At 30.8% G+C, this 26,383-nt stretch carries 24 protein-coding genes; 7 read left to right on the top strand and 17 right to left on the bottom strand.

Annotation, left to right across the window (positions count from 1 at the left end; genetic code table 11):
- The first annotated feature begins 282 nt into the window (after positions 1-282).
- The 4 genes from fumC to BLW23_RS19765 all read left to right on the top strand — a co-directional run bounded on the left by fumC (position 283) and on the right by BLW23_RS19765 (position 3,715).
- Positions 283-1,680, top strand: coding sequence for a class II fumarate hydratase (gene fumC, locus BLW23_RS19780; RefSeq protein WP_093673131.1), 1,398 nt, complete (start codon positions 283-285; stop codon positions 1,678-1,680).
- Positions 1,681-1,954: 274 nt separating this feature from the next.
- Entirely contained in the window at positions 1,955-2,521 is a 567-nt protein-coding gene (locus tag BLW23_RS19775; RefSeq protein ID WP_093673129.1) for a Crp/Fnr family transcriptional regulator, read from the top strand.
- Between the two features lie 74 nt (positions 2,522-2,595).
- The gene (locus BLW23_RS19770; RefSeq protein WP_093673127.1) at positions 2,596-3,057 is read left to right on the top strand and encodes an SRPBCC family protein; all 462 of its coding nucleotides are present in this window, start codon (positions 2,596-2,598) and stop codon (positions 3,055-3,057) included.
- Positions 3,058-3,169: 112 nt separating this feature from the next.
- On the top strand, positions 3,170-3,715 hold the full coding sequence (locus BLW23_RS19765; protein WP_093673213.1) for a GNAT family N-acetyltransferase: 546 nt from the start codon (positions 3,170-3,172) through the stop codon (positions 3,713-3,715).
- A gap of 146 nt (positions 3,716-3,861) precedes the next feature.
- Here the strand turns inward: BLW23_RS19765 and BLW23_RS19760 are convergent, their stop codons facing one another.
- The 17 genes from BLW23_RS19760 to BLW23_RS19680 all read right to left on the bottom strand — a co-directional run bounded on the left by BLW23_RS19760 (position 3,862) and on the right by BLW23_RS19680 (position 22,754).
- The gene (locus BLW23_RS19760) at positions 3,862-5,157 is read right to left on the bottom strand and encodes a hypothetical protein (protein ID WP_093673125.1); all 1,296 of its coding nucleotides are present in this window, start codon (positions 5,155-5,157) and stop codon (positions 3,862-3,864) included.
- 134 nt (positions 5,158-5,291) lie between these two features.
- Positions 5,292-6,152, bottom strand: coding sequence for a helix-turn-helix transcriptional regulator (locus BLW23_RS19755; RefSeq protein ID WP_093673123.1), 861 nt, complete (start codon positions 6,150-6,152; stop codon positions 5,292-5,294).
- A 152-nt stretch (positions 6,153-6,304) separates the two neighbouring features.
- Complete coding sequence (locus BLW23_RS19750) at positions 6,305-7,705, bottom strand: TlpA family protein disulfide reductase (RefSeq protein WP_093673121.1); 1,401 nt, start codon at positions 7,703-7,705, stop codon at positions 6,305-6,307.
- Positions 7,706-7,798: 93 nt separating this feature from the next.
- Positions 7,799-8,545 (bottom strand): SDR family oxidoreductase, encoded by a 747-nt coding sequence (locus BLW23_RS19745; protein ID WP_093673119.1) that lies wholly within the window; start codon positions 8,543-8,545, stop codon positions 7,799-7,801.
- A 64-nt stretch (positions 8,546-8,609) separates the two neighbouring features.
- Positions 8,610-9,176 carry a Crp/Fnr family transcriptional regulator gene (locus tag BLW23_RS19740; protein ID WP_093673117.1) on the bottom strand — a complete coding sequence of 189 codons (567 nt, stop codon included), beginning with the start codon at positions 9,174-9,176 and terminating at the stop codon, positions 8,610-8,612.
- Positions 9,177-9,207: 31 nt separating this feature from the next.
- Positions 9,208-9,660 (bottom strand): YybH family protein, encoded by a 453-nt coding sequence (locus tag BLW23_RS19735; RefSeq protein ID WP_143032234.1) that lies wholly within the window; start codon positions 9,658-9,660, stop codon positions 9,208-9,210.
- Between the two features lie 82 nt (positions 9,661-9,742).
- Positions 9,743-10,153: a DM13 domain-containing protein gene (locus tag BLW23_RS19730; RefSeq protein ID WP_093673115.1), complete on the bottom strand. Its 411-nt coding sequence runs from the start codon at positions 10,151-10,153 to the stop codon at positions 9,743-9,745.
- A gap of 8 nt (positions 10,154-10,161) precedes the next feature.
- Positions 10,162-11,559, bottom strand: a complete 1,398-nt coding sequence (locus BLW23_RS19725; protein ID WP_093673113.1) for an FG-GAP repeat domain-containing protein — start codon at positions 11,557-11,559, stop codon at positions 10,162-10,164.
- A gap of 175 nt (positions 11,560-11,734) precedes the next feature.
- A complete protein-coding gene (locus tag BLW23_RS19720) occupies positions 11,735-12,640 on the bottom strand; it encodes a VPGUxxT family thioredoxin-like (seleno)protein, type 2 (RefSeq protein ID WP_093673110.1) in 906 nt (301 codons plus the stop codon).
- A gap of 23 nt (positions 12,641-12,663) precedes the next feature.
- Positions 12,664-13,215 (bottom strand): transglutaminase-like domain-containing protein, encoded by a 552-nt coding sequence (locus BLW23_RS19715; RefSeq protein WP_317039337.1) that lies wholly within the window; start codon positions 13,213-13,215, stop codon positions 12,664-12,666.
- 366 nt (positions 13,216-13,581) lie between these two features.
- Positions 13,582-14,124, bottom strand: a complete 543-nt coding sequence (gene msrA, locus BLW23_RS19710) for a peptide-methionine (S)-S-oxide reductase MsrA (protein ID WP_093673106.1) — start codon at positions 14,122-14,124, stop codon at positions 13,582-13,584.
- Between the two features lie 226 nt (positions 14,125-14,350).
- Positions 14,351-17,368 (bottom strand): aminotransferase class III-fold pyridoxal phosphate-dependent enzyme, encoded by a 3,018-nt coding sequence (locus BLW23_RS19705; protein WP_093673104.1) that lies wholly within the window; start codon positions 17,366-17,368, stop codon positions 14,351-14,353.
- Positions 17,369-17,490: 122 nt separating this feature from the next.
- Entirely contained in the window at positions 17,491-18,444 is a 954-nt protein-coding gene (locus BLW23_RS19700; RefSeq protein WP_093673102.1) for an AAA family ATPase, read from the bottom strand.
- A gap of 78 nt (positions 18,445-18,522) precedes the next feature.
- Positions 18,523-19,896, bottom strand: coding sequence for a peptidylprolyl isomerase (locus BLW23_RS19695; RefSeq protein ID WP_255362842.1), 1,374 nt, complete (start codon positions 19,894-19,896; stop codon positions 18,523-18,525).
- Positions 19,859-20,716 carry a hypothetical protein gene (locus tag BLW23_RS19690; protein WP_093673098.1) on the bottom strand — a complete coding sequence of 286 codons (858 nt, stop codon included), beginning with the start codon at positions 20,714-20,716 and terminating at the stop codon, positions 19,859-19,861. Before BLW23_RS19690 ends, BLW23_RS19695 begins: the two co-directional genes overlap by 38 nt.
- Before the next feature lie 5 nt (positions 20,717-20,721).
- Positions 20,722-22,338, bottom strand: coding sequence for a peptidylprolyl isomerase (locus BLW23_RS19685; RefSeq protein WP_176829888.1), 1,617 nt, complete (start codon positions 22,336-22,338; stop codon positions 20,722-20,724).
- Between the two features lie 134 nt (positions 22,339-22,472).
- Positions 22,473-22,754 carry a DUF493 family protein gene (locus BLW23_RS19680; RefSeq protein ID WP_093673095.1) on the bottom strand — a complete coding sequence of 94 codons (282 nt, stop codon included), beginning with the start codon at positions 22,752-22,754 and terminating at the stop codon, positions 22,473-22,475.
- An 89-nt stretch (positions 22,755-22,843) separates the two neighbouring features.
- On the opposite strand from BLW23_RS19680, the gene BLW23_RS19675 reads away from it, so the two are divergent.
- The 3 genes from BLW23_RS19675 (at position 22,844) to fmt (ending at position 26,289) form a co-directional block, all read left to right on the top strand.
- The gene (locus tag BLW23_RS19675) at positions 22,844-23,377 is read left to right on the top strand and encodes an AAA family ATPase (RefSeq protein ID WP_176829887.1); all 534 of its coding nucleotides are present in this window, start codon (positions 22,844-22,846) and stop codon (positions 23,375-23,377) included.
- Positions 23,378-23,382: 5 nt separating this feature from the next.
- Entirely contained in the window at positions 23,383-25,272 is a 1,890-nt protein-coding gene (locus BLW23_RS19670; protein ID WP_093673209.1) for a RecQ family ATP-dependent DNA helicase, read from the top strand.
- Positions 25,273-25,344: 72 nt separating this feature from the next.
- Positions 25,345-26,289 carry a methionyl-tRNA formyltransferase gene (fmt, locus tag BLW23_RS19665; protein WP_176829886.1) on the top strand — a complete coding sequence of 315 codons (945 nt, stop codon included), beginning with the start codon at positions 25,345-25,347 and terminating at the stop codon, positions 26,287-26,289.
- The last annotated feature ends 94 nt before the right edge of the window (positions 26,290-26,383 follow it).

The following is a 26,383-nucleotide window of genomic DNA, read 5'->3' as shown; positions in this document are numbered from 1 at the left end:
ATTATTACGGACAACAAAATTATAACTATTTTTTCTATCAACCAATAAAATCTAGTAAAAATCGACTATAAAAAGGACTATAATTTGTAATTTTGGTCACCATTAATTCTTGGCTTGTTTAAATCAATAAATAGTAAACCTCTCAAAGAGGTTATTGACAAAAATAGAGTAGTCGCCATCTCTAAATAAAAGAAATATAAAGCTAGTTGTTTATCTTGACCCATTCATTAATAAACACTGGTAACAAACTAAAAATAAAACTTTTAAATTAAACGAATTCGTATGAAATATAGAATCGAAAAAGATACTATGGGACAGGTAGAGGTACCTGCTGATAAATATTGGGGAGCTCAAACTGAGCGCTCAAGAAACAACTTTAAAATTGGTCCTTCAGCTTCTATGCCTTTAGAAGTTGTTTATGGTTTTGCATATTTGAAAAAAGCAGCTGCTTTTGCTAATTCAGATTTAGGAGTTTTGGCTGCTGAAAAACGTGATTTAATTGGTCAGGTTTGTGATGAAATTTTAGCAGGAAAACACGATGACCAATTTCCTTTAGTAGTTTGGCAAACGGGTTCTGGTACTCAATCGAACATGAATGTTAACGAAGTAGTTGCAAACAGAGCTCATGAAATTGCTGGAAAAATAATTGGTGAAGGTGAAAAAACCATCCAACCAAACGATGATGTAAACAAATCTCAATCTTCAAACGATACGTTCCCTACTGGAATGCATATTGCTGCTTATAAAAAGATTGTTGAAGTTACTATTCCTGGAGTTGAGCAATTACGCAATACTTTACAAGCTAAATCAGAAGCTTTTAATGATGTTGTAAAAATTGGACGTACCCACTTAATGGATGCTACTCCATTAACTTTAGGTCAAGAGTTTTCAGGATATGTTGCTCAATTGAATTTTGGTATTAAAGCATTAAAAAATACGTTAGCACATTTATCTCAATTAGCTTTGGGAGGAACTGCAGTTGGTACAGGATTAAACACTCCTAAAGGATACGACGTATTAGTAGCTAAATATATAGCTGAATTTACTGAGTTACCATTTGTAACTGCTGAAAATAAATTTGAAGCATTGGCTGCTCATGATGCTTTAGTTGAAACTCATGGTGCTTTAAAACAATTAGCAGTTTCATTAAACAAAATAGCAAATGATATTCGTTTAATGGCCTCTGGCCCACGTTCGGGAATTGGAGAGTTAATTATCCCTGCAAATGAACCAGGTTCTTCAATTATGCCAGGAAAAGTAAATCCTACACAGGCTGAGGCTATTACTATGGTTTGCGCCCAAGTAATGGGTAATGATGTTGCTGTAACTGTTGGTGGTACTCAAGGACATTATGAACTAAACGTTTTCAAACCAATGATGGCTGCTAATGTTTTACAATCTGCTCAATTAATAGGAGATGCTTGTGTATCTTTTGATGTAAACTGTGCTTCAGGTATTGAACCAAATCATGGTAGAATTACTGAATTGGTAAATAACTCATTAATGTTAGTAACTGCTTTGAATACTAAAATTGGTTATTATAAAGCTGCGGAAATAGCAAATACAGCTCATGCTAATGGAACTACTTTGAAAGAAGAAGCTATTAACTTAGGCTATGTTACGGCTGAGCAATATGACGAATGGGTGAAACCAGAAAATATGACTGGGAGTTTAAAATAACGACCACTTCGAATAGATAATAAAAACCATAACTTTTCAGGTAAATTTGCCCCTATCAGTTATGGTTTTTTTATTGAGTAAATATCCGCCTTTAAACCAATACATTTATGAGATCAAATTAACGGAAAGATTCTTTCTTAATAGCTTATAATACCATTTACAAGTTGAATTTATCGGAATAAAACAGCCCTTTTTTCTTTTACAGTAAATTCAAATATCAAATGGTATAATTCTCAATGTAAAAAAGGCGAAAAAAAACAAAACATCAACAACAATGTTACTGTCAGAATATTTTAATTCTTCAGAAATACTAAATGAAGAAGACATTCAACTTTTATTATCTATTTGCGAAACAAGAATTTTAGAAAAAGAGGATTTATTTATTCAAGAAGGCGAATTCTGCAATGAAATTGCCTTTGTAACATCTGGATATTTTCACTCATACTATACCTCTAAAATTCAAGAAGAAATAACTTACTGTATTGTTTTTCCAAATGATTTCGTTTCTGCCTATTCTTCATTTATATCTTCTCAAAAATCTCCTATTAGTATTAAAGCACTAAGTCGAGTCGAAATTTGTGTTTTTTCAAAAAACAATCTTACAAGTCTCGTTCATACAAATCCGAACATTCAGCGATTCTTTGCTATGTTAAATGAAAAGTATTTGATAAAATTAGAAAACAGATTTTTTCAATTACAAAAGGAAGATGCTAATAGTAGATACACCTGGTTAATTGAAAACCACCCTGAATTTATTCTTAAAATGCCTTTGAAGTTAATAGCTTCATATTTAGGAATTACTCCGAGGCATTTAAGTAGAATTAGAGCTAAAATGAATTAATAGACAAATGTCTATCGATAAGTCGACGTGATCATTCTAATTTTGTTAATATAAATTGAAATCACATAAACTTAATGTCAAAAATATTAACAAAACAAAAAATAGCTATTGAAGCCCCCATTAACAGAATTTTCAAATTTGTTTCTAATATGGAAAATTTTCAACTTTGGTTTCCTGAAGTAACGCAAATTGTTTCGGATAACACATTGGCTCATGGTACTGTAGGTAAAACATATCTAGAGTTTGTAAATCTTCCGCCAAATGGGCTTCAAAAATTAAAAATTCAAGTTAAAAAAGTTGAACAGCCGACACTGTTTATCACTGAAAGTGGATACACACCTTTACTGCCAAGAATGACTATTAAATTAGATTCAATTGACAATAAAAACACTTCTATTGAATGGATGATGGAAAGTAGGAATGATGACGAGAATTTTGTTAAAAATTTACTTCCGAATTTTAAGGATGTAATAAATAATCGAGCACTTTCTGGATTAAAAAAACTGAAAACTATATTAGAAGAAAAATCGTACTAATTCAAATAGATGCCCCAAAAAACAATCTCTCGCTTGTTGACTTTCTATTATAAATTCTACAAACTATTAACCAAATTGTAACTATATTCGTTATAATTCGGCAATGATTAAAATGAAATATATTTTAAAAAATCAAGAAACCAAACGAATCTTGTTTAAAGAAGTTAGCTTATTACAGTTCAACGATTGGTTAGAATTCCATAAAAACCCATTAACTTCAATTCATTGGCAATCTGAATTGGAAAGCCCGGATAGTGAGTGTAAAAAATGGTATGAGAAGCAATTTTATCGATATGAAAATGATTTAGGTGGAATGAATGCTTTAATCGAAAAACAATCTGGAAAGTTAATTGGGTATTGTGGTCTTTTAATCCAAACTGTTGATGAAAAGAAAGAATTAGAAATTGGATATTCACTTCTTCCTAAATTTTGGAAAAAAGGGCTTGCAAGTGAAGCCGCACTTAAATGCAGGGACTTCGCTTTCGAAAACGACTTGACAGATTCCATTATTTCAATTATTAGTTTGACCAATAAACCTTCCGAAAAAGTGGCTATCAAAAACGGAATGACTATCGATAAAAGAACAATGTATCATGGTAACGAGGTTAATATTTTCAGGATATCTAAATCACAATGGCAAAAACTGAATAACTTATAAGTATTTGAAATATTCCTTTCCTTAAAAGATAAAGCCACAACTATATAGTTGTGGCTTTCTACTAACTTAACTAAGTTATAGAATAAAAACCTGCATTTGGGGAAACAGATGTTAAGTTTAGTAGTTCCATTTCAATGCCCCCACATTTAAAATAGACGTATTTTTTTTGCTCTTAAAAATCGTTGAGGATAAAAAAGTACCTGTATTAAATTATATTCTAATTGATCAATTTTAAGTCGTTTTCCATCTATGGTATAATTTGCAAAAGGATACCAGCGCAAGTTGGTTCTCAAAATCAAAAATTCTTCAGTTTTCCCTGGGACAATATCCCATCCAAATGTAATTCCAGGTTCAAGTCTGTTAAAATTATACGTTATTGAAGTGTTGCCGCTTTTTTCTTTTAGATTAATCTTATCATAAGCTATATTCAGTCCTACATAGGGAGCAAACCCACTATAGTCTGTTAAAAACTTGGTGAACTCCAAAGCGAACGATGTTTTCTTTATATGAAATTGCTTTCCGAACCCACTTCTTATAAATTCAGGGTTTCTAAACGAAAGTGCGGTAAACATATTTAACTTATTAAACTGGTATCCAATGGCAATATCGAAATAACTTTCAGAACTTTTTCTTTTCTCTAAATAAGGATATTTATCATTCAAGTACTCTGACTCTGATAAAGAAAAAGATATAGATGGCCCTATTCCTAAAAAGAAATCACCAAAACTTTTAGATTTATATGCTAAACTTGAAACTTCTGGATAACTATTCCATCGTTCTTCAGAGTTCTCGTAGTTTTTATCTACACTACTCTCCATATAATACAATAAACTCAAGTTAAAGCTATATTTAGGCGTTTGTATTGTTACAAATTCTTCTTTCGATAAGGGGTATTTCCATTCATTATCGAAAAAGAAATCTGCTCCTAGCCTTAGAGCAAAACTTTTATAACTATACAAAACTCCAATGTTTGGCACTAATGAAAAGTTTTTTTCTAATTTAGGTCCTTCATTAATGGCATCTTTGCCCTGTTGAAACTCAAATGCAGACCAATTTAATCCGATATACGGTCTGAGTTTTTTCTCTCGAAAGGCCCACGGTAAAAATCTTGCTCCTGTTATTGCAACATGCTTAAAACTATAAGTATCTTCATTTGTGTAAAATTGTTTCAATGGAAAGGATACAAAAAACTCTGCATGCCCCCAAAAATGAAAACCTCCCCAAGATAAACTCGTATTAAAACTTTCAGAATGGTTCACATTTTCGACTCCAGAACTGGAAAGCCGTTTCCCCGTAAACGACGGACTATAACTCCCTCCTATTTCATAATATGTTTTTGCAAAATTAAGTCTAGTCTTCTTTGCAAAGGGAATGGTATCGTTTTGTGCATAGGTACTTGTTGTAATAAATACAATTAGACAATATAATAATTTAATTTTCACTTCTGCTCGTTTTTATATTTCGCTGCAAAAGTGACAACATTAAAGTGGTAAAACAATCATGAAAAAGTACGAATTATGCGAGTATATCGAATTTCACACAAAAGTATGAGTGTTAAAAATCAGTGCTTTACAAGCTAAATAGAAAGTAGTTTTATTAATTCAAATTTACTTTTCACCTGACATTTTTTATACACATTGGAAACATGTGTTTTTACTGTTGGAATAGAAATAAATAGCTCTTCCGAAATTTGCTTATAGGTCATTCCGTTGATTAGTAATTCTGCTATTTCTTTCTCTCTTTTAGTGAACGAATAGTTATTGATATTATGAGCAGCACTTATTTCTTTAGCTTTGAATAACGCTAACCTTTCAAGATCGTCCCAAATTTTACTAATGGCAAGTAACATAAATATTAGCGGCAATAGAAACCCCATTTTAAGGTTTATGTTATTTAATTCTGAAACGTAATTTGTAAGTAAAGAAGTAGAGATAACCATTATAAACCCGTAGGTCAAAAATCGCTCTATTTTCGCAGTACTAGCTGTGATGGTCTTTGGAATAGTTTTCTGAATTATAATCATCGATACAATAATAGAAACTCCAAGAAAAACGGCTATCAAATACTCTACAAAAACTAAAAAATTTAGAAAGTTTTTTGCTACAGTGAAACATATTAAGGTTCCTGCTATAATAAAGAGACTTTTTTTAGCTTTTGTTGGCACTTTCAACTTTCTTTCTGAAATAACCTGTAATGGCGTTGTAACGGCTATTAAAACCATGGATAACATTGTTGGTATACTTGTTCCCATATCTTTAGAAAATGGTATAAAAACTGTATCAGCTGTAATAGAAAGAATCAATAATAGTAATGAAATTGTGAAGTATACAGTTTCTATGGTTTCTATTTTCCTCTTATAACAAATCAATTGTAAAAACAGGGCTACAATTAATAAAGTATAAGTAATAATTAATAGAACTATTTCTACTGTCTTCATTTAAAAAAAATTATAATCTATAGTGATTTCTTTCCGAGATATTAGTTCAAAAACCAATTTCTCGTATAAAAAAATTTGTGCCTTACTCTGTTTAAAGCGGGCACAAATTTACATCAATATAAGATGAATAAAGTTTTAAAATCTAATAAAAATTAAAGATACTTTTGAAACAGCTCTTCAAATTCGCCAGAAGAAGGCAAAGGAGCGTATACATCTACAATATTTTGATCTTTATCTATTACGAAAAAACGAGGTATCGATGCGACAAAATACTTTTCCAATCGCTCTCTATCAACTTGTAGCTCTTCACAAGTATATTTCTCTTTCTTTTTTATGTAATTTTTCCATATATTTTCTGAATCAATAGAAACGGATAAAAACACGACAGAAGTATTATTTTTATACTTTTCTGCTAGTTTCTCATAAAAAGGTTTTTCTTGCAGGCAAGGAACACACCAGGTTGCCCAGAGATCTAAAAGAACTACTTTTCCTTTAAATTCACTTAATTTTACTTTCTCATTTGCCAAAGTTGTAAACTCAATTTCAGAAGCTGGAGACCCTCTTTCTACAATCTTATACTCATCTAACAAATTAACAACTGAAGAAAAATATTTCGAAGCTTTTAAACTTTCTTTCTCTTCATCATACGTTTTATAGAAATTCTTTGAAATTCCTTCTTCATACAACAAATCCAATAAACTCTTAACCTTTAAATACTCTTTTAGATTGCTACTCAAATTACTAAATGAATGTTTCTCCATAAACTGAGTATCATTTAATAACTCCAAAGTGTTTTGAAAAACCTCTAGCTGTAGATTATCTTCGTTATTAAAATCAATGGATTTTAATAAATCAACGATCTTATTTACATTATTCTCTTCTAAATGTGAAAGTTTACTTCCTTCTTCTTTACCAAGCCATTTAAATGGATATCTAGAACTTTTTACCAATGAGTTAATATATTCAAATACTAGTCTTCTTCTTTCCAATGCTATAAAATTATCATCGACATTCTCCAATGATTTTAAATTCGCTTCTCTTTCATTCAAGAATTTATCCATTTTTTCAACGAATTTTTCTTCGCTCAATTCTTCGAGCTCGTCTTTGATATCACCAACAAATGAACCTCCCTTAGGATATGGAAGAGTTAATAAGTAGTTATTTGCTTCTTTTCCAACTCCGTTAAAACTTGTCTTACTTCTATCATTGCTTAATTCTATGTAAATTGAATCACCTGGAGATAAATAAAGAAAGTTTCGATAAATTCTATAGTATTCTGCATCATTTTTAGTAAAACTAAAATTAAACTCCTTATTTTCATTTAAAGGAACTTTGAGTATCATTGGGTTAAGATGTTTATACTCTTGTGTATAATTTTCAATATAAAGCGTGTCTTGACTATATTCAAAATCAACCTTACCATAAATAGTTACTTTATTACTCTTTCTTTTATTTGAGCAACTCACCAAACTGAATATGGCAAAAACAACTAACAATTGCTTGAAATATTTTTCTTTTAAAAATGCTCTAACTGACCCTTTGTTTACAAACATATTATATCATTTAAATTAATCAAACCAATAACGATATCGTACCAACAATGTTGCAAACATTAATTACTATATAAGTTAATTCAATAAATCATTTTACCTATCCTTCAGATTATTAACTAATTTGAAAGCGTAATTTGGAACAAATCGAGATAAAAAATACAGCAGCTTTGCCCCTCCAATACGAATTTCACATGTACCTTGCTCTAGACCTTTTAGCATTTCAGATACTGCTTTTTCAACAGAGATTACAATTTTTGGAGGTTTTCCTTTGTGCCATGGGGTATCTACTGCTGGAAACATTACTTCAGTAACTTTTATGCGTCTAGGCGCTAGTTGTAATCTTAAAACCATTGTAAATGAGTGTAAACCTGCTTTTGTTGCATTGTAAAATGGGTAATCGATTCTAGGCGTATATACCAATCCTGAGGTAACATTAATTATAGTAGCATTTTTCTTTGCTGTAAAATGATCAACTAACAAACTACTAAAACGAATAGGAGCCATTAAATTAATAGCCATTTCTTTCTCTCCCATCGATACAATTCCTTCCGTATCAGTAAAACTTGTTTTATGAACAATAGCTGCATTGTTAATTAAAACGTTTAGTCGAGGAAACAATTGAACCACCTTATTTATTAATTCTTTGCACTGCTCAGATGATGCGATATCACATTGAAAAATATGTAACTTTGGAATTCGTTCTTTCGCCTTTTGTAGTTTTTCTAGTGAGCGTCCACATATAATTACTTCATTATTCCTTTTTACCAGCTCTCTACTTAACTCTAACCCGATTCCTGAGCTTCCACCAGTAATTAAAATTGTGTTGTTTGTTAAATCCATAATACTACTTTTAAAATTCAATTTCAAAAGTATATTTTGGTTTTCACCCCAGCATTGACCTATGTTAAGTGTTCATTTTTTTTCTAATACGACTCAAAGATTCCGGTTGTATCCCCAAATATGAAGCAATAATTGTTTGACTGATTCTATTTTCAATTTCAGGAAAAGCATCTAAGAAATCTTTATATCGAGTCTCTGCATTGAGTAATAATAAATCTCTTTCTCGCTTTTCTTTTATTACAAATCCTTCTTCAACAAACGAAACTAAAAATTTATACCAAAAATTATCAGAATTCAATAATGCCTTCCATTTTTCATAACTAATTGTAAATATTTCAGCATCTTCAAGAGCTTCTACAAAAAAATGCGAAGGCGTTTCTTTTATCATTGCAGAATATGAAGTGAGGAAATTCCTTTCTTGAACCAACCCTTTGGTATATTCTTTCCCTTCTCCGTTGATATAAACATACCTAAATAGTCCTGACAAAAGAAATCCTAATTTCTTTGGAGTTTCTCCTTCCCTTATATAATATTCTCCTTTAGGAATTTTTACTGAAACACCTATAGATAAAAATTCGTTTATTCTATCTTCAGTTAAAATATTCTTCAAAGCAATTTCAGCTTTTCTCATAGGTCAACAAATAATAAATTCTTAAATTTAATTAACAAGAAGTATCCGCTATAATCTTCCATTTTCCATTAATCTTTTTGAAGATAATCATGAAAACACCATTTGCATTCCCAGCTTTTCTAGTAAGATAATACTCTCCCATTACAAAATAAGCTCCATCATTTATTTTGGAAATATCATTTATTTTAAATTTTAAATTACCTGTATGTTCCTTCGTTGGATATCCTTTTTCATAATTGGCTAAGGTTTTTGCCCATCCTTTTGTAACACCATTCCTTCCATAAAACTTCAGAGAATCACTCTTCCAATAACCAGCCATGAAACCTTTTAGATTATTTTCCGACCAAGCCTTTTCTTGGGCTTTCATTATTGCTATTATTTCTTTTTTTTCAACATCGTCTTTTGATTTTTGTGCATTACCATTAAGAGATATAAAAAAGAATGCAATAAAGGTGATTACAAAAAGTTTCAGATTATTAATCATGGTTCCTGTTTTTAAGAAATACGGTTATTTCACAAATATAATCCAAATAAATATTCCTTTGGACTATAGTAACACTTCCAACCTAATCAATATTGCTTCCTCCCCAAACAGCTGAGTACTTTTGACAGTGAACTACAATACTTTTGTATTCTTTTAAATTAATACTTTCAGGTATTTTGAACTCTTGACTCCCTGAAAATTTAATCTCTCCTAGAAAAACACCTCCTTCATCTACCGATTCTCGTTTATCAATGTCTTCTATACGTTTTTTTGATAAATACACCTTTACATCAGGCCCCCTATTTGTTTTAAAATCCTCACCAAATACAAGGTACTTAACATTACTTTTTATTGAAAAATTCCAGATTCCTGTAATGGTATAATTTTTAGGCACCCAATTATTTCTTTCTTGTGCTTGATTATTCGAGGTTATCATAATTACAATAATAAATAGAAAATTAGTTACGAATCTATTAAATTTTTTAGCTCTCATTTATGTGCTCAAATTTTGTTCATCACTCCCTTATTAAAAAATACTTTCACGGGCCCATCTACATTTCCAATAACAACATCTTCATAGCCATTTCCAGTAAAATCATGTGTTATTACTCTATATCCAAAATTAGGATTTATCAACTTCATTTCATTTTGAAAAGGTGCGAAAGTTCCGTTTTTCAACTGCATAAACGCCTTTCCTTTGGAAGGAAAATGTTTATGATATTTTAATGGAAATTTTATATAGTTCTCTGTTATTATTGCATCTTTTCTTCCATTATTATTTAAGTCTGAAAAAGCTACTCCCCAACCAAATACATTAGAATAAAGATTCTTTTGTCTAGTTACATCTTTAAATTCAAAGCCATTTACTTGTTCTAATAGAACGTAATCTTTTTGAAATACCTCATGCTTCTCCAAATCTCCCCTTAACAAAAACACTGGAAAACTATTTCCAACATTACTCATAAGGATATAATACTTATTACCTTCTCTGGTTATTTTATCAACACTAAGTCCCATCCAAAAACCATAATTGATAGGTAGTTGATGTTTTTTAAATGTTCCGTCTCCTAAATTCTCATAAATCAATCCAATGTTCGTATTAGGAGCGACAACCAAATCAGGAAAACCGTTATTATTAATATCAACAAATTTGGACAAATACGTATTTTCAATGAACTCTAAATTCGCTTCTTTGGTCATATTTACAAAAGTGCCATCTCCATTATTTTTTAAAAATATATTAGGTCTTTTATTCGTATTATCATGGTAAGTAGCTGAAGTAAAATGCGCAAAATCAACAAAAGTGCAGACAAATAAATCGGTAACTCCAGATTTACGCGTATCGGCAAAGCTAATATCATGAGGAATACTCCCTTCTGGAATGTTAGAGATTTTAACTGGTTCTTGATATGATTGTTTTTCTGTATTAAACTTATAACTATAAATCCCAGATTGGTAACCTATAACAATTTCTTTTAATCCATCGTTATCAATATCGACAAAAACCATAGAATATGCCGCTTCGTTAAAACCTTCTATATTTATAAGTTCAGCGATATTATTAAACTTTTCATTTTGATATAGATAGACCTTATTCTTTTGATTTTCTCCTCCTGTGACAAACAAACCAACTCTATCATCATTAAAAGGATTAAATACTTTTATATCCATAAAAGGCATTGTTGTTTTTCCTGGAAAAAACTGATGCCCTTCTAATTCGAGCGATTTAAATGTTGGTAATTCATTATGACTCGATTCTTTTCTATATTCTTTTTTATAAACTTTTTGATTTTTATTGAAGTTATAGTGGTTAAAAAAATATGCCAATAACGGTATACTAATTAATACTACGAATACATATAAAAAAAGCATTTTCTTAGATTTAAGTTTTTGGTTCATCGGTCTAGTTTTCGGTGAATACAGCTATTCTGTTACTTTAGTTAAGTTGTTGTAGTAAGGTTTTCAAAAAGTATTTATCTAAAATACTAATAATCATTGAAATTGAATAGGATTATTGGCCTATTCAATTTCAATTTATTTCTATCTATCCGATTTAAATACGCTGTTTTTCTTTTTAGAATTTGATGTGATTCCAACTTTTTTCTAGCGGTTGCTTATAGATGTCTTCTCCTAGTTTATTAGTGTTACTTATATTTTTATAAATATCTAATTGTTTTGAACTTAAATATTGACTGGGATTATCCTTATAAGGAATCGCCTTATTAATTCTAGCTCTCTGCACCGGACTTAATGGCAAATATTTATAGTTACTTTTACTAATATAATATTGGGGAGTTTTATCAATTCTATAATTTTCGACTGAATCAATTAGATAAAAGCCTTGATCTAAAGCATATTCATTTAACTTCTCTAACGAAGTTAGTTCTTTATTAAACTGAACTTTAACCACTTCTTTATAACCTACCCAGCCCGCTTCTGTTGTTAGAACTCCATTATATTGAATCAAAGAGGTTTCTCCTGACCAAAAGCAAGGTGTTTCATAAATAACCTCTCCAATATTTCCATAATTTAAAATAAGTTCATCTTCAACAATTTTCATAAAAGGAAGTATTTGAGAACCTAATTGAAGTAAAACCATTTCCATTTTATTATACAACGATAGCGGATTATAATTGTTCGAAAGTTTTTCAACAATATCCTTACCATTTGTATTCACAATTCGAACGACTGGGTTATTCCAAGTTGCCTCACCATAATACTCTAGTACTTCCCTATCTTTCCCTTTGATATTATTAAAAATAGCTAGGGGTACAAATTTACTTTCTATAAGCTCAACCATTAAAGGATGACTTAAAGCGTCTATACCAAAATTAACACAAGTGCGACATCCTGGTACTTCTTGAAAAAGTATAAATATTGGTTTATTCAATTTCTTGGCTTCATTAAGAGCTAAATTATAATCTCTATGCCAGGAAACTTTTCCTAGTTCTATATTTTGTGTATTTGGGTTCGTTTTCAATACTCTATACTATGTGAACTCGTTTAAATATTTTCATTGATTCGCAATAACTGTTTCGCCGTCTCTTTTTCCCCTGAAGTAAAAATAGAATGAATCAGGTTATTCATAACTCTTCTTACAATATCAACATTTGTTGCAGGTAAGTATTGTTTCTCATTAAGATCAAATGGTATTTCCTTTAACCAATGATCAAAATTGTCGGTTTGAATAATTTTACCATTATTAAAAGGATCCACGTAGAATTCTACATTTTCAATAACGCTACCGTCTTCTAGGTTTTCCCGTGAATAATCTCTATCAACATATCCCAATACAAAATGTCCTGGTGAGTTAATTCCTATTAAAGGAATATTTAAAGCTTCAGCTACAATCAGATAAATTGCAGATAGCCCAATGGGATTACTTACTTTGTCTTGAAAAACTCTATCAATAAAGGAATTATTAATACTTGAATAGTTTCGAATATTACCATTAAATCCATGATCATATAAAATTACTTGATTTAATAAATGAACAATTTCTTCTGGAGTTTCATCCTTAATTATAGGTTTAAGTTCGTCTATAATTTCGTTTATCAGGCTTTCTAATTCTCCTTCATTTAGTATCGGATTTCCATACCTCGCAATAGCAATTAAACCATTTAAAAGATTATCTGTATGATCGTTTGCCCAAGCATTTAAACTCTCCTCTAAACTTTCAATTTTTAACTTATTTAAAATTTTTGAGATCCTTTCTTTTTCTATCTCATTTTTACATATTTCAAAAGCATCTTGTAAATGAGGAATCGCACGATCTCCCAGTGCAATAATGTTTGCATTTACTTGATTATAAATAAGCTAATAAGCGCTTTAATACTTGAATTATCCGTAATACTCATTATATTCCTTTCTTTTAACTATTCTTGATTTCTATTTTTATTTAAAAGTATTGCGTGATACTTTCTACTGCTTGACTTTTTCCTTATAAAGTTTCCTGAACATTTCTAATTTAGGAGTTATGATTGCTTTACAATACGGAGCCTCTTTATTGTTCACATAATAATCCTGATGATATTCTTCCGCTTCAAAAAACAGGCTAAACTCAACAACTTCCGTAGTAATTTCTTTATCAAAATTAGGTTTCAATTGAGCCAGTATTTTTTCTGCAATTTCTTGTTGTTCGCTGGTATGATAAAAAATTACAGAACGATATTGACTTCCATATTCAATATCAACTGTATTCTCCGTTGTAGCATCATGGTGTGTCATAAAAATAAGCAGCAACTCTTCATAGGTAATAGTATCAGTATCGAACAAAATTTGAATCACTTCCGCATGCCCTGTTTTTCCAGAACTGACTTCACGGTATGTAGGAGTACCGGGAACATTTCCACCAGAATAACCAGAGGTTACCTTCAATACTCCTTTTAGTTGTTGAAATATAACTTCAATACACCAAAAGCAGCCCCCTCCAAATGTCGCTAATTGTGCGCCCTTTGCTTTCATGATTTTTCTTCTAGTTTAAACTTTCTTTAAGTTTAAAAGTTTTCAGCTTAAAATTACAAATGATATAACTTTTCTTATTCCGATTACAAAATTAGGGCTTAACTCCTATTTTATTAATAGTGAAACGACACATAAAATTGTATATTTTCCTCAATCAGTAATGAATTTAAAATAAAACAAACTAATTAAAACATGAGCTAACAGAAAAAATCATCGATAAAACGTACTATGAATTCATAAAATCTTCTTTAAAAATTTTCTCTAAAAAGAACAAAAGTTCATCTGCATTAGTTTTTGAAAATACCATAGGAGGTTTAATCTTTAAAACATTATTGTCGAGTCCGTCAGTACTCATTAATATCTTAAAATCCTTCATTCTATTAGCTAAATAAGAAGCTTTTTCAGAAAGTGGATCTTTATCTTCTGTAACCAACTCAAAACCTAAAAAAAGACCTTCTCCTCTTACATCTCCAATTATTGGAAATTCTTTAGCCAACCTATTTAATCCACTTTTCAAATACTCACCAACCTTTAATGCATTCTCTTGAAGTTTTTCTTCTCTAACTACTTTTAAAACAGAAGCTCCAATAGCACATGAAACCGGATTTCCTCCAAATGTATTGAAGTACTCCATTCCATTAGCAAAGTTATTGGCTACTTCTTGTGTACAAGCAACAGCAGCTAAAGGATGGCCATTTCCTAGTGGTTTTCCAATGCTTACAATATCTGGAATTACATTATGTAATTGAAACCCCCAGAACGTTTTTCCCATTCGACCACAACCTGTTTGTACTTCATCAGAAATACAAAGTCCGCCTTCCTTTCTTACAAGTTCATAAACCTCTGTTAAAAAACCATCAGGTAATTCAACCTGGCCTCCACAAGAAATGATTGGTTCAATGATAAATGCTCCAACGTTTCTACCTTTATCTTTAATAAGTTCAAGTTTTTTCTTTACTTCATTCACATATTGCTCGGAAGCATTACTACTTGTATATTTTCCTCTAAAAGTATCAGGTAAAGGAATTATATGTGTAAACTCAGGAGCCCCAGTTCCGCCTTTACCGTCAAATTTATACGATGATATATCTATACACATATTTGAATTACCATGATATCCAACTTCAGAAGCTATAATATCCTTTTGATTCGTATTAGCTTTCGCCATTCGTATAGCTAATTCATTAGCTTCCGAACCTGAATTAACAAAATGTATCACATTTAATTGAGGAGGTAATGTATCTATCAATTCTTTGGCGAACTCATTTATATTTTCATGAAGGTATCGTGAATTGGTATTTAAAACAGCCATTTGCTCCTGACCAGCTTCCACTACTTTTGGATGCTCGTGCCCTACATGAGCCACATTATTTACGGTATCCAAATATCTATTTCCAAACTCATCTATTAAATACACTCCTTGCCCTCGAACAATTTTCAGCGGTTTTTTATACTGTAAGCTCAAACTCTTTCCTAAGTGATTTTTTCTATAAGTTCGAATATCTTCTTTATTTGATGCATAAGTTTGCCTTAATCTTTCGGACTTAAACAACAAATTTGGATCAGGACACATACTTTTCCAAACATCAATTTCTGAATGAATTGCAACTCCTGGAAAGTCATCAACAAAATTTAACATTGATAACATTATTTGAAAATGCAAATGTGGAGACCAGCTCCCATTTTCCTCCCTATTACCAATAAACCCAATACAACTTCCTTTAGCCAATTTACTTCCCACCTTAACCAGCGCTAAACTTTTTAAAGATAGGTGACCGTAAAGTGTATAAAATGTAATACCGTTTGCTTGATGTTTTACTATAATTAAACCTCCATACTCCTTGTACTTATTATTATCAGCCACCGTAACAACTTCACCTTCAAACGGCAGATAAACAGGCGTATCAACCGGAACCCAAAAATCAATTCCCAAATGAATAGTTCGACTCTCTCTCCCATAATTCCCTATGGTTTCATAATCATTGGAAGTATATAACGCTCGAGGTTCTAAATAACCACCCGCTATCATTTTATTAGGATGTTCCTTTTGTAACTGGTTAATTTTAAAATCGAATACATCTAAATCATTAAACTTACTATAATTCCCAAGCCATAAACTGTCGATACCTAAATTTAAAGGAAAAAAGCCCTTTGATTCAATTGTCGGAAAAATAGTTGAAATATCCACTTGTTGTTCACTCAACCAATCTTTAACCTTAGTTTCATTAGGATGTCCAGAAAAACCACAAGCATTTCGAAAAGCATAATGTGCATATTCAGTAGAAATCTTCTTCCATTTTTTGAGAACCTCCCATGCTGGTTTTTCAGATATCAGTAAATATTCATTATCGGGTTCTTTCAACTTGTTAATTGCTGACTTTGTTACCGATATTACTAAGCGCATTGCTATAGCATCAAACAAAAAACCAAGCTCTTTCTCGTTAAGAGAAAACTCTTTGTGATACCCTTTAACAATCGATAATGCCGCTTCCAAAGGATTATTAAATCCCATTATTGCATAGGCACAGGTTATGGCAACATCATTAATAATTGGGGTATGAACAGCATCTCCAAAATCAATAATTGCTTCCACTTCTGGCTTTATTAAATTTTTAGAGACAACAACATTGTTATCGTTAGCGTCATTGTGAACTACTGATTTTCGTAGTTTACTGTATTCATCGTAGTTTTCCTTAAATCGTTCTTGAAAGTATCTTAAAATCGTTTTTTTTTCGTCTGAGAATAAATGAATATGATCAAATGTCCAACTCCCTTGGGCAATATCCCAATGAAACTCCCTATACGCTTCTTTATGATCAAATCCTTGAAGTAGTTTCGTTAACTTCCCTGCATGTACCCCCAAAGAAAATCTTAATTCATTTGAAATAGGATTTACCATACTCCATAACCTTCCATCTACCCAACTCAAAAGTCGAACATATCTTATATTTCCTTCATCATCAATAACATTACTTATTGCATTTCCTTTAACATCCGCAATTACTTTTGGTAAATTGTTTTCAGAACCTTCTACATATTTCAATAAAGCTTGTTGATACTTCAAATAGTCTAGTCTTTCATCAGGACGAGAAATTTTTAAAATATATTTTTTACTTGATGTCGATATCTTAAAATTAAAATCAACTTCCCCTGGGAGTTCTCTCGCTGTTCCTTCAATGTTAAACTCTTCAAAAAGTATTTGTTCCGCTTTATTAGTATCGATTTTGATATTCTGGTACAACATGGAATTGTATAGTTTTAAACGCTTAAAAGTACACTATTTTCAAATTCATTGAAAAAGAAAATGAGGCGGTAAATTTGTATTATTTACCACCTCACTTTTTTATTATTTATGTAATCAGAAACTTAGAATAATGATTTTATAATTTGACTTATTGTGATCCCTTCTGCTTCTGCTTTATAATTTTTAACCACCCTATGCGATAATATTGGTATTGCTATTGCTTGCACGTCTTCTATATCAGGTGAATATTTTCCGTTTACAGCAGCATGAGCTTTAGCACCAAGAATTAAATTTTGTGAAGCTCTTGGTCCAGCTCCCCAATCAATGTATTGCTTTACATAATCCGTTGCTCTTTCTGAATTTGGCCTTGTTTTCCCCACCAAATCAACGGCATATTCAATAACATTATCAGCTACTGGAATTTTACGTATTAGATTTTGTATTTCTATAATTTCCTTGGCTGAGAAAACAGCATTCACCTTCTGATTCAAAATAGAAGTCGTACTTTTTACGACTTCTACCTCTTCTTCAAAAGAAGGGTACTCAAGATTAATTGAAAACATAAACCTATCTAACTGTGCTTCTGGTAACGGATATGTTCCCTCTTGCTCTATTGGGTTTTGCGTTGCTAAAACAAAAAAAGGTAATTCCAATTTATAATGACGTCCTGCCACTGTAACTGATCTTTCTTGCATTGCCTCAAGTAACGCCGCCTGTGTTTTTGGAGGTGTACGGTTGATCTCGTCTGCTAAAATAATATTAGAAAATATAGGTCCTTTTATAAATTTAAATTGACGAGTCTCATCTAATATTTCACTTCCAAGAATGTCAGAAGGCATTAAATCGGGGGTAAACTGAATTCTCTTAAAGTTTAAACCTAAAGCTTCCGAAACTGTATTTACCAAAAGTGTTTTCGCTAATCCAGGAACACCTATTAAAAGTGAATGGCCTCCACAAAATATAGATAGAAGCGTAAAATCAACGGCTTCTCTTTGACCAATTATTACTTTACCTATTTGGTCCTGTAATTCTTTATACTTATTTACGAGATTATTTACGGCTGTAACGTCAGACATTGTGATAAGAGGATTTAAAAAATCCGTTTAAAAACAATATTTATTCATAGTTTCTAAACGGATTATAGTTTTAATTTTTTACTTATTTTCTTTTTTCCAATCTTTTTTGAAAGTGCATTTTTTATGGTCTCCACTTAGTTTAATGTAAGTTTCTTGAATTTTATCCTTTGACCATTTTTCTAAGGTTTCTTCTTTCTTTTTTTCTAAAGCAAACTGCTGCATTCTTACATAATCTTCAACAATATCAGCTTTATGAGTATTTGTTTTGTGTCGAATAAAAACTACCTTATACATTTTCTCTCCTTCACGAGTTTCATCATAAAACACATCAGTCATATCGCCCTCATCTAACTCACTAATTCTACCAAATAAATCTGGTGGTAGCCTTGTCAATTCAAAAACAGGTTCACCTGTATAAGGATTCATTATTAAACCGCCACTTAACTTAGTGTCTTTATCTTCAGAATACTTTCTTACAGCTTCTTCAAAAGTTATTGTACCATCTTTAACTTCCTTAATAATCTTTTCAATGTCTTCCTTCGTTTCTTTTAACTTATCGTCAGATATTTCAGGTTGCATTAAAATGTGAGAAACTTCTCTTCCATTACCTCTAATTTTGTGTAACTTAATAATATGGTAACCGAAATCCGTTTTAATTGGCTCTGAAATTTGACCTTCATCCAATGAAAACGCAGCTTCTTTAAATTCCTTAATGAAAGGAGTTTCTTTGGTAATAACTCCTAAGTTACCTTTATTTTCAGCAACACTTGGATCTTCTGAATTAATAATTGCTTTCAAACTAAAACTAGATCCGTTCATTATGTCTTCTCTAATTTTATTTAATTTATCAATCACTCTTTCTCCTTCCTCTTTAGTTGGCTCAGCATTCAACACAAGCTGTGCTAATTCAACCTCTGCAGGAATTTCTGGTAATTCTTCTTTATTCTTTAATCCATTGAAATATACTCTTACTTCTTCTGGAGTTACATCTACAACCTCAGTTATCTTCTGTTGCTCCTTTTCTATAAGTGCATTTTCTTTTTGTACTTTTTCTAACTCTTTTCTAAGGTCTTGAATATCATTGAATCCATATGCTTCAACAACTTTTTCTTCACTACCATATTCATTTACAAAAAAAGCGACACTTCTGTTTACTTTATTATCAATTTCTCCTTGAGATACTGTAACACTATCAACAATAGCATGATGTGCTAATAACTTCTGATTCATCAACTCCTCCAACATCTCACAATCAGAAATTGTCACTTTTCCTTCACTTCGGAGTTCAACTTCTTTTTTAAATTTATCAATATCAGAATTAAGTACAATATTTTTACCAACCACTACAGCAACACCGTCTATTTTTGCTTTTTGAGCATTTGTTGTTATAGCAAATAGTACTATTGCTAAAAGGCTAATATTCTTTAAAGTTTTTATTTTGAATAGCATCATTTATCAGCGTTTTTTCAATCTCTCTAATTAATTCTCGTTTTCTCTTATGTAAAATAATTTGCTTAATTCTTTCAGTTACATGACTCAATGGAGCAATGTTACTCTTTTGCAAAATATTTTTTACCGACACCAAATATACTCCTAAACTATCTTCTTTTTGTATGAATTTTGATATTTTTAACAGATTTTCTTTAGATTCTATACCCAAGGGAGGTATTTTTCCTTTTAAAAAGTTAAGAGTTACCCAAGTTGAATCTTGAAGTCGATATGATTTCAAACTTAATAGATGTCTTTCTAAGGATTCTCTATCTTCTTCTTTGTTTGATTTAAAACTTTTAATGATATCGTCTTTTTCAAGATGTTCGTTTCCAAAATGGATATAATCAAATTGAACCAATTCATCATTCAAGCGAAAATTACTTTTATTGCTTTCATAATAGGCTGCAACCTGAACATCAGAAACTATGGTATCAAGCTTTTGTTTGATAAGTCTTTCTTTGTAATTATTGATATACAAACTAGACTTATAATCATTCACTAGTTTTTCGATTTCAATACTATTTACTTCTGAAATATTTTCTTCTGCCTTAATCAAAAAAAGTTGCTGTTTAGCCCATGTATTAATCAATCCTTTTACCACAACGGTACTGTCTTCTTTAGACATTTTTTTCGGTAACAAATCTATTATATCCTTTCTATATAAATGTTTGTTATACACTGTAGCGATAGGTTTTTCTTGCTGAATATTTTGCGTCTTAAACGTAATTAAATCACAAGAGATTAATAGTTGAACACATAGTAGTAGGTATATTTTTCTCACTGTTCTTATTGATTATATATTTTTTTAAGTTTTTTCACTTCTTTTTCTCTAATAATAATTTTGTTTTTGTTTCGTAATAATTCAAGCCAATCATTTTCTAAAGACTGTTGATAATCGCTAATTACTTCGCCTTTTACATCTTCTAAATTTTGTTCTTTGTAATTTCCTTTATTACCATCGAAAAACTTTTTCAAACCTAAAGTATCTGTTGTTGCCTTCTTCCAAATTTTCTTTTGCATTAACTCAAATAGCAATAACCCCTCTTTGTATTCGGTTAACGTATGTTTAAAGTCTGGTTCCAGATTAACCAAATCTTTTTTAAAGTATTCCGTTAACTCATAGTTTTTAAACTGTTCAAACAATTCTGATAAATTTGAATTTCTTCGATATTTAATGTAATCATTAAACTTATCTCCCCCTACTTTAACTTTATCAATAGATAATATCCATTCCTTATTATTTTTAGCGATAAAATCTTTCACAGACAAAGTTTCAATTTGTTTGAATACTTCTTCATTAACCTTTACATCATATTTCTTTTTTAACTTGTTTAAAACAGCTTCGTATGATGCCTGCAGTCTATCAGATCTTTTGACTTTACCTTCAATTTTCTTTCTTGCCACTTCGTAAGATTCAATAGGCAATTTGTTTAATAACTTTACAATATGCCATCCAAAACGAGTTTTAAATGGTTCACTAAAGTCATTAATATTTTTCAAGCCAAGAACTGCATTTTCAAACTGCTCTACCATAGTTCCGGTACTGAATCTAGGTAGTTTTCCTCCATTTTTAAACGTTCCAGTATCTTCCGAAAATTCTTTCGATATATCTTCAAACGAAGCTCCAGTCTTTAACTTTTGATATGCAGAATCTATTTTTACCTTTCCAATAATCGACTTATCTCTAACAAGGATATGAGCTACGTCAAACTCACCTTTAGATTTGCGTTTGTCTGTAACTTTTACCAGATGATATCCAAATCGTGTTCTGAATATATTTGATACCTGTCCAACCTCAGTTGCATAAGCACTGTCTTCAAAATTATACACCATTTTAAATGCAGAAAAGTACCCTAAATCTCCTCTATTAAGCCTTACAGAAGGGTCTTCAGACACTGATAACGCAACATTTTCGAAAGATTCTCCTTTTATAATTCTTTCTCTCGCTCCTAAAATTCTATTATAGGCTTCTAAAGTATCTTTAGCATTTGCCTTTTGTGAAACTTTAATAAGTAAATGACTTGCTCTAATTTCATTTACAGTTCTATAGTAGGCATCTTTTACTAATTTTTCTAATGCTTCCTTGTCTTGTAAATAAGGTGCTATTAATTGATTTTTATACCCTTCTAATTCATTTTGATACGACTTTAAAGTATCTAATTTTAAGTTATAAGCTTCTTTTACCTTTAATTTATAGTTTATATATAAATTTAAGTAATTATCAATATCCTTAGCTTCATTATCAACGACTAAGCCTAAATTTTTCTCATAAACTCTTTTAAATTCAGAGACCATCACTGAATTGTTGTTGATTCTAAATAATTCTTTATCTTTTTTCTGAGCAAACGTAGTTGTTGTAATTCCTTGTAATAGAATAACTATTCCTAAAATTTGATTTTTCATAAACTTGTTTATATCTAAAAGTTGGTTAAAGTTTATTCTTAAAATTGAGACTTCCATTTTAACTACAATGCTCTCAATTTAGTGTTTCTAATCACAATTAAAATGGATAATATCTTAATCTAATTAAAATTCAGTTATAATGATATGATTCCTTCTATAACCTCAGCCTTCCTGTAATATTTAATTACATCATCAGCACTTTTCACCGTAATTTGAACTGAAACGCTTATATATTTCCCTGTTCTTGATTTTTTTGTATTTATCACTGCTCCTCCATTATTAAATAAATCTTGAACCTCTTGCACTTGATTTCCAGTTGTTGGAACGATAAATTTATACAAATATTTTGAAGGGAATGTAGTGGTATCTTCTAATTGGATTTTTAATTTGTTGTAAAATTCTTCTTTATCCGCCATAATTATTAATTCGTCATTTTATTTTTACTCATGTCGAGGACAAAATTACACTATTTATTAAATTTATAAATTGAAACTTCTATTTTTGCATGATGCAGCAAAAAATCGTTCTTGTTGGAGGACCAGGTACTGGTAAATCTACTGTTTTAAAAGAGTTTATTAAAAGAGGGTATCAATGTATGCCTGAAATTTCGAGACAAGTTACTTTAAAAGCTCAAGAAGATGGGATAGATCAACTTTTTTTAGAAAAACCTTTATTGTTCAGCGAACTTTTATTGAAAGGAAGAGAAAAGCAATATACAGATGCTGAATCTTCTGATAAGAAATTAATCTTTTTTGATCGTGGAATTCCCGATGTTCATGCATATATGGATTATTTAAAGACAGATTATCCTGACACTTATGTGGAAAAGAGTTTACAATATAAATACGACAAAGTATTTATGCTTCGTCCTTGGAAAGAAATTTATACTCAAGATAACGAACGTTACGAATCATTTGAACAGGCTATAGAATTAGACATTTTTTTAAGGAGAGCCTATGAATCCTTGGGGTACTCAATAATTGATGTTCCTTTTGGTTCTGTTGAAGATCGTTGCGACTTCATTTTAAATTTACTTTAAAAATTATGCCTAACAATGCTCTTCATATATTAAAAAAATACTGGGGACATGACAGTTTTAGAGAACCACAACAAGAAATAATTTCATCTGTTTTAGAGGGTAATGATACGATCGCTTTATTACCTACAGGAGGAGGAAAATCGATCTGTTTTCAATTGCCAGCACTTTTAAAAGATGGAGTATGTATAGTTGTATCACCTTTAGTTGCTCTGATTCAAGATCAAGTTGATAGTTTGATCAATAAAAACATAAAAGCAACAACCATTCCTGCAGGATATAATCAGGACGAGATTATTACCTTATTTGACAACATACGGTATGGAAATTACAAATTTCTTTACATTTCGCCAGAACGTTTACAATCAAAATTCATTCAAGAAAAAATTAAGCAACTAACTGTTAATATTATTGCCATTGATGAAGCCCATTGTATTTCAGAATGGGGTCATGACTTTCGTCCATCATACCTTAATTTAGAAATACTTAATGAACTCCATCCGAATGTTCCTACAATTGCTTTAACAGCTACTGCTACCAAAAAGGTTATTACTGATATTGGTAAGCATCTGAGAATGTCGAATGAAAAGCTTTTCACAAAATCATTTGTTCGAGAAAACTTGGCCTACCAAGTGTTTGAAGTCAACGATAAATTAGGACGTTTAGAAAGAATTCTAAAAAAAATAAATGCTCCTATTATTATTTATGTTTCTTCTAGAAAAAAGACAAAAGAAATTAGCAATTATTTAAATGCTTTAAACTTTAAAACGACATATTATCATGGAGGACTTACCTCTATCGAAAAACAAACGGCCTTTGACAATTGGTTTTCAGAAAAATGTTTGGTTATGGTCGCTACAAATGCATTTGGAATGGGGATCGATAAACCCAATGTTAGGGCAGTTATTCATTTAAATCTACCTTCATCTCTTGAAAATTACACTCAGGAAGCTGGTAGAGCGGGAAGAGATGGAAAAAAGGCTTTTTCTGTAGTTTTAACCAATACGAATGACTTTCGTTCCTTTGAAGATAATCAAACTAATAAATTCCCAAGTATTGATGAAGTCAAAACTGTCCATCAAAAACTATATCAACATTTCCAAATCACTAAAGGAGAAATAATAGATACTCCTTTCAATTTTAACTTCCTTGAATTCTGTGATAAATACAGTTTTAAGCATGCTAAGACAAAAATCATATTACAATTACTTAATTCTAACGGAATTATTGAATTAAATACTCCAGTTAACAAACGATCCTCAATTCAGTTTTTAGTGAGAACTAATCAATTAGTTGCCCTTGGAAAGCGGAAAGATTATACTTATTTAATTCAAACATTATTACGTTTGTATGGAGGCGTTTTTGAACAACCAGTGAATATCGATGAGTTTTACATTGCAAAGAGAATAGGAGCTACTTCTTTCACTGTTATTGAACAACTTGAAAAATTAGAGAGTTTAGGGATTTTGAGTTATCAGAAAACTGGAAAAAACGCAGAACTTTATTTTTTACAACCTCGAGAAGATGATTTGGCTATTAATCGTATTTCTAAAAACATTAGTTCTTTTTTAAATCAGAAAGTAAAAAAAGCACAACAAGTTCTTCTTTTTATCAAAAACAAGAGTATTTGTAGAGCCGTTTTATTGGTTAATTACTTTAATGATAAGACTAAAAATTGTGGTATTTGTGATGTTTGTTTAAAAAACAAGGAAAGTGAAAATCGTAAGAATTTAGATAACGATATAATTCAACTACTTTCTCATTCGAAAGAACTGTTTTCTAATGAAATCTGTGAGCAGATACATGGTAAAGAAGAAGACATTTTAATACATTTGCGAAAATTACTTGCTGATGATGTCATCAGCCTTACTTTGTATAACAAATATTTTTTAAAATAAATTACTTGGATTCAACTTCGATATTGATTCTATTAGTAGATTTAAAAAGTGAAACAATTTAATATATCATAAATGAAAGATTTACGCATAGTTTTTATGGGAACACCAGATTTTGCTGTGACCATTTTAAAACATTTGGTAGATAATGACTATAATGTTGTTGGCGTTATTACTGCCGTTGACAAGCCAGCAGGTCGCGGTAGAAAACTAAACGAATCTGCTGTAAAAAAATATGCGCTGTCTGAAAACCTTCCATTGCTGCAGCCCAAGAATTTGAAAAGTGAAGAATTTCAAGAAGAATTGAAAAAATGGAATGCCAATTTACAAATTGTTGTAGCCTTTAGAATGTTACCGCGTTCTGTATGGGCAATGCCTGAGTATGGTACATTTAATTTACATGCTTCTTTACTTCCTGAATATCGTGGTGCTGCGCCAATAAACTGGGCCATAATTAATGGGGAAACGAAAACAGGAGTAACTACCTTTTTTATCGATGATAAAATAGATACAGGTGAAATCATTCTTCAGAAAGAAACTTCTATTGGAGAAAATGAAACCGTTGGTGAACTTCATGATAAACTAATGCATTTAGGTGCTGAACTAGTTAAAGAAACCGTTGATTTAATTTCTCAGGATAATGTTGTAACCACAAAACAACCTGAACTAGAGGAAAAACCCGCTTACAAGCTTTTTCCTGAAAACTGTAAAATTGATTGGTCTAAGTCACTTTCTGATATTTTCAACCACATAAGAGGATTAAACCCTTATCCAGCGGCATGGACAACCATTTATAATAATGATGAAGAAATTAGTGCAAAATTGTACGGTGTTTCGAAAGAATATATAGCTCATGAATTCGAGAATGGAAAAATTGTAACATCGAAATCAGCATTAAAAATTGCAACCAAAGATGGTTTTTTAGTTATTGGTCAAATAAAACTTTCTGGTAAAAAATTAATGGATTCTAAAAGTTTATTGAACGGACATCAATTTTCTGAAGATGCTATAGCTCGCTAGCCCTTTATTTATAAGGATTTGCAGTTTTAAACGTAAAACAAGCTCGGTTATTAACAATTATTTGGTTTTTATTAACAAAATTCCATTTTTTTTC

The sequence above is a fragment of the Tenacibaculum sp. MAR_2009_124 genome (assembly GCF_900105455.1).
Classification (GTDB): domain Bacteria; phylum Bacteroidota; class Bacteroidia; order Flavobacteriales; family Flavobacteriaceae; genus Polaribacter.
This window is presented reverse-complemented; position numbering and strand designations above follow the sequence as displayed.

Excerpts from the sequence above, each read along its gene's own strand:
- BLW23_RS19705 (WP_093673104.1), bottom strand. The coding sequence starts at position 17,368 with ATGTTGTACCAGAATATCAAAATCGATACTAATAAAGCGGAACAAATA.
- BLW23_RS19680 (WP_093673095.1), bottom strand. The coding sequence starts at position 22,754 with ATGGCGGATAAAGAAGAATTTTACAACAAATTAAAAATCCAATTAGAA.
- BLW23_RS19755 (WP_093673123.1), bottom strand. The coding sequence starts at position 6,152 with ATGAAGACAGTAGAAATAGTTCTATTAATTATTACTTATACTTTATTA.
- BLW23_RS19765 (WP_093673213.1), top strand. The coding sequence starts at position 3,170 with ATGAAATATATTTTAAAAAATCAAGAAACCAAACGAATCTTGTTTAAA.
- msrA (WP_093673106.1), bottom strand. The coding sequence starts at position 14,124 with ATGAAAGCAAAGGGCGCACAATTAGCGACATTTGGAGGGGGCTGCTTT.
- BLW23_RS19740 (WP_093673117.1), bottom strand. The coding sequence starts at position 9,176 with ATGAGAAAAGCTGAAATTGCTTTGAAGAATATTTTAACTGAAGATAGA.
- BLW23_RS19685 (WP_176829888.1), bottom strand. The coding sequence starts at position 22,338 with ATGAAAAATCAAATTTTAGGAATAGTTATTCTATTACAAGGAATTACA.
- BLW23_RS19735 (WP_143032234.1), bottom strand. The coding sequence starts at position 9,660 with ATGATTAATAATCTGAAACTTTTTGTAATCACCTTTATTGCATTCTTT.
- fmt (WP_176829886.1), top strand. The coding sequence starts at position 25,345 with ATGAAAGATTTACGCATAGTTTTTATGGGAACACCAGATTTTGCTGTG.
- BLW23_RS19695 (WP_255362842.1), bottom strand. The coding sequence starts at position 19,896 with ATGATGCTATTCAAAATAAAAACTTTAAAGAATATTAGCCTTTTAGCA.
- BLW23_RS19700 (WP_093673102.1), bottom strand. The coding sequence starts at position 18,444 with ATGTCTGACGTTACAGCCGTAAATAATCTCGTAAATAAGTATAAAGAA.
- BLW23_RS19750 (WP_093673121.1), bottom strand. The coding sequence starts at position 7,705 with ATGTTTGTAAACAAAGGGTCAGTTAGAGCATTTTTAAAAGAAAAATAT.
- BLW23_RS19725 (WP_093673113.1), bottom strand. The coding sequence starts at position 11,559 with ATGAACCAAAAACTTAAATCTAAGAAAATGCTTTTTTTATATGTATTC.
- BLW23_RS19775 (WP_093673129.1), top strand. The coding sequence starts at position 1,955 with ATGTTACTGTCAGAATATTTTAATTCTTCAGAAATACTAAATGAAGAA.
- fumC (WP_093673131.1), top strand. The coding sequence starts at position 283 with ATGAAATATAGAATCGAAAAAGATACTATGGGACAGGTAGAGGTACCT.
- BLW23_RS19770 (WP_093673127.1), top strand. The coding sequence starts at position 2,596 with ATGTCAAAAATATTAACAAAACAAAAAATAGCTATTGAAGCCCCCATT.
- BLW23_RS19670 (WP_093673209.1), top strand. The coding sequence starts at position 23,383 with ATGCCTAACAATGCTCTTCATATATTAAAAAAATACTGGGGACATGAC.
- BLW23_RS19745 (WP_093673119.1), bottom strand. The coding sequence starts at position 8,545 with ATGGATTTAACAAACAACACAATTTTAATTACTGGTGGAAGCTCAGGA.
- BLW23_RS19730 (WP_093673115.1), bottom strand. The coding sequence starts at position 10,153 with ATGAGAGCTAAAAAATTTAATAGATTCGTAACTAATTTTCTATTTATT.
- BLW23_RS19675 (WP_176829887.1), top strand. The coding sequence starts at position 22,844 with ATGATGCAGCAAAAAATCGTTCTTGTTGGAGGACCAGGTACTGGTAAA.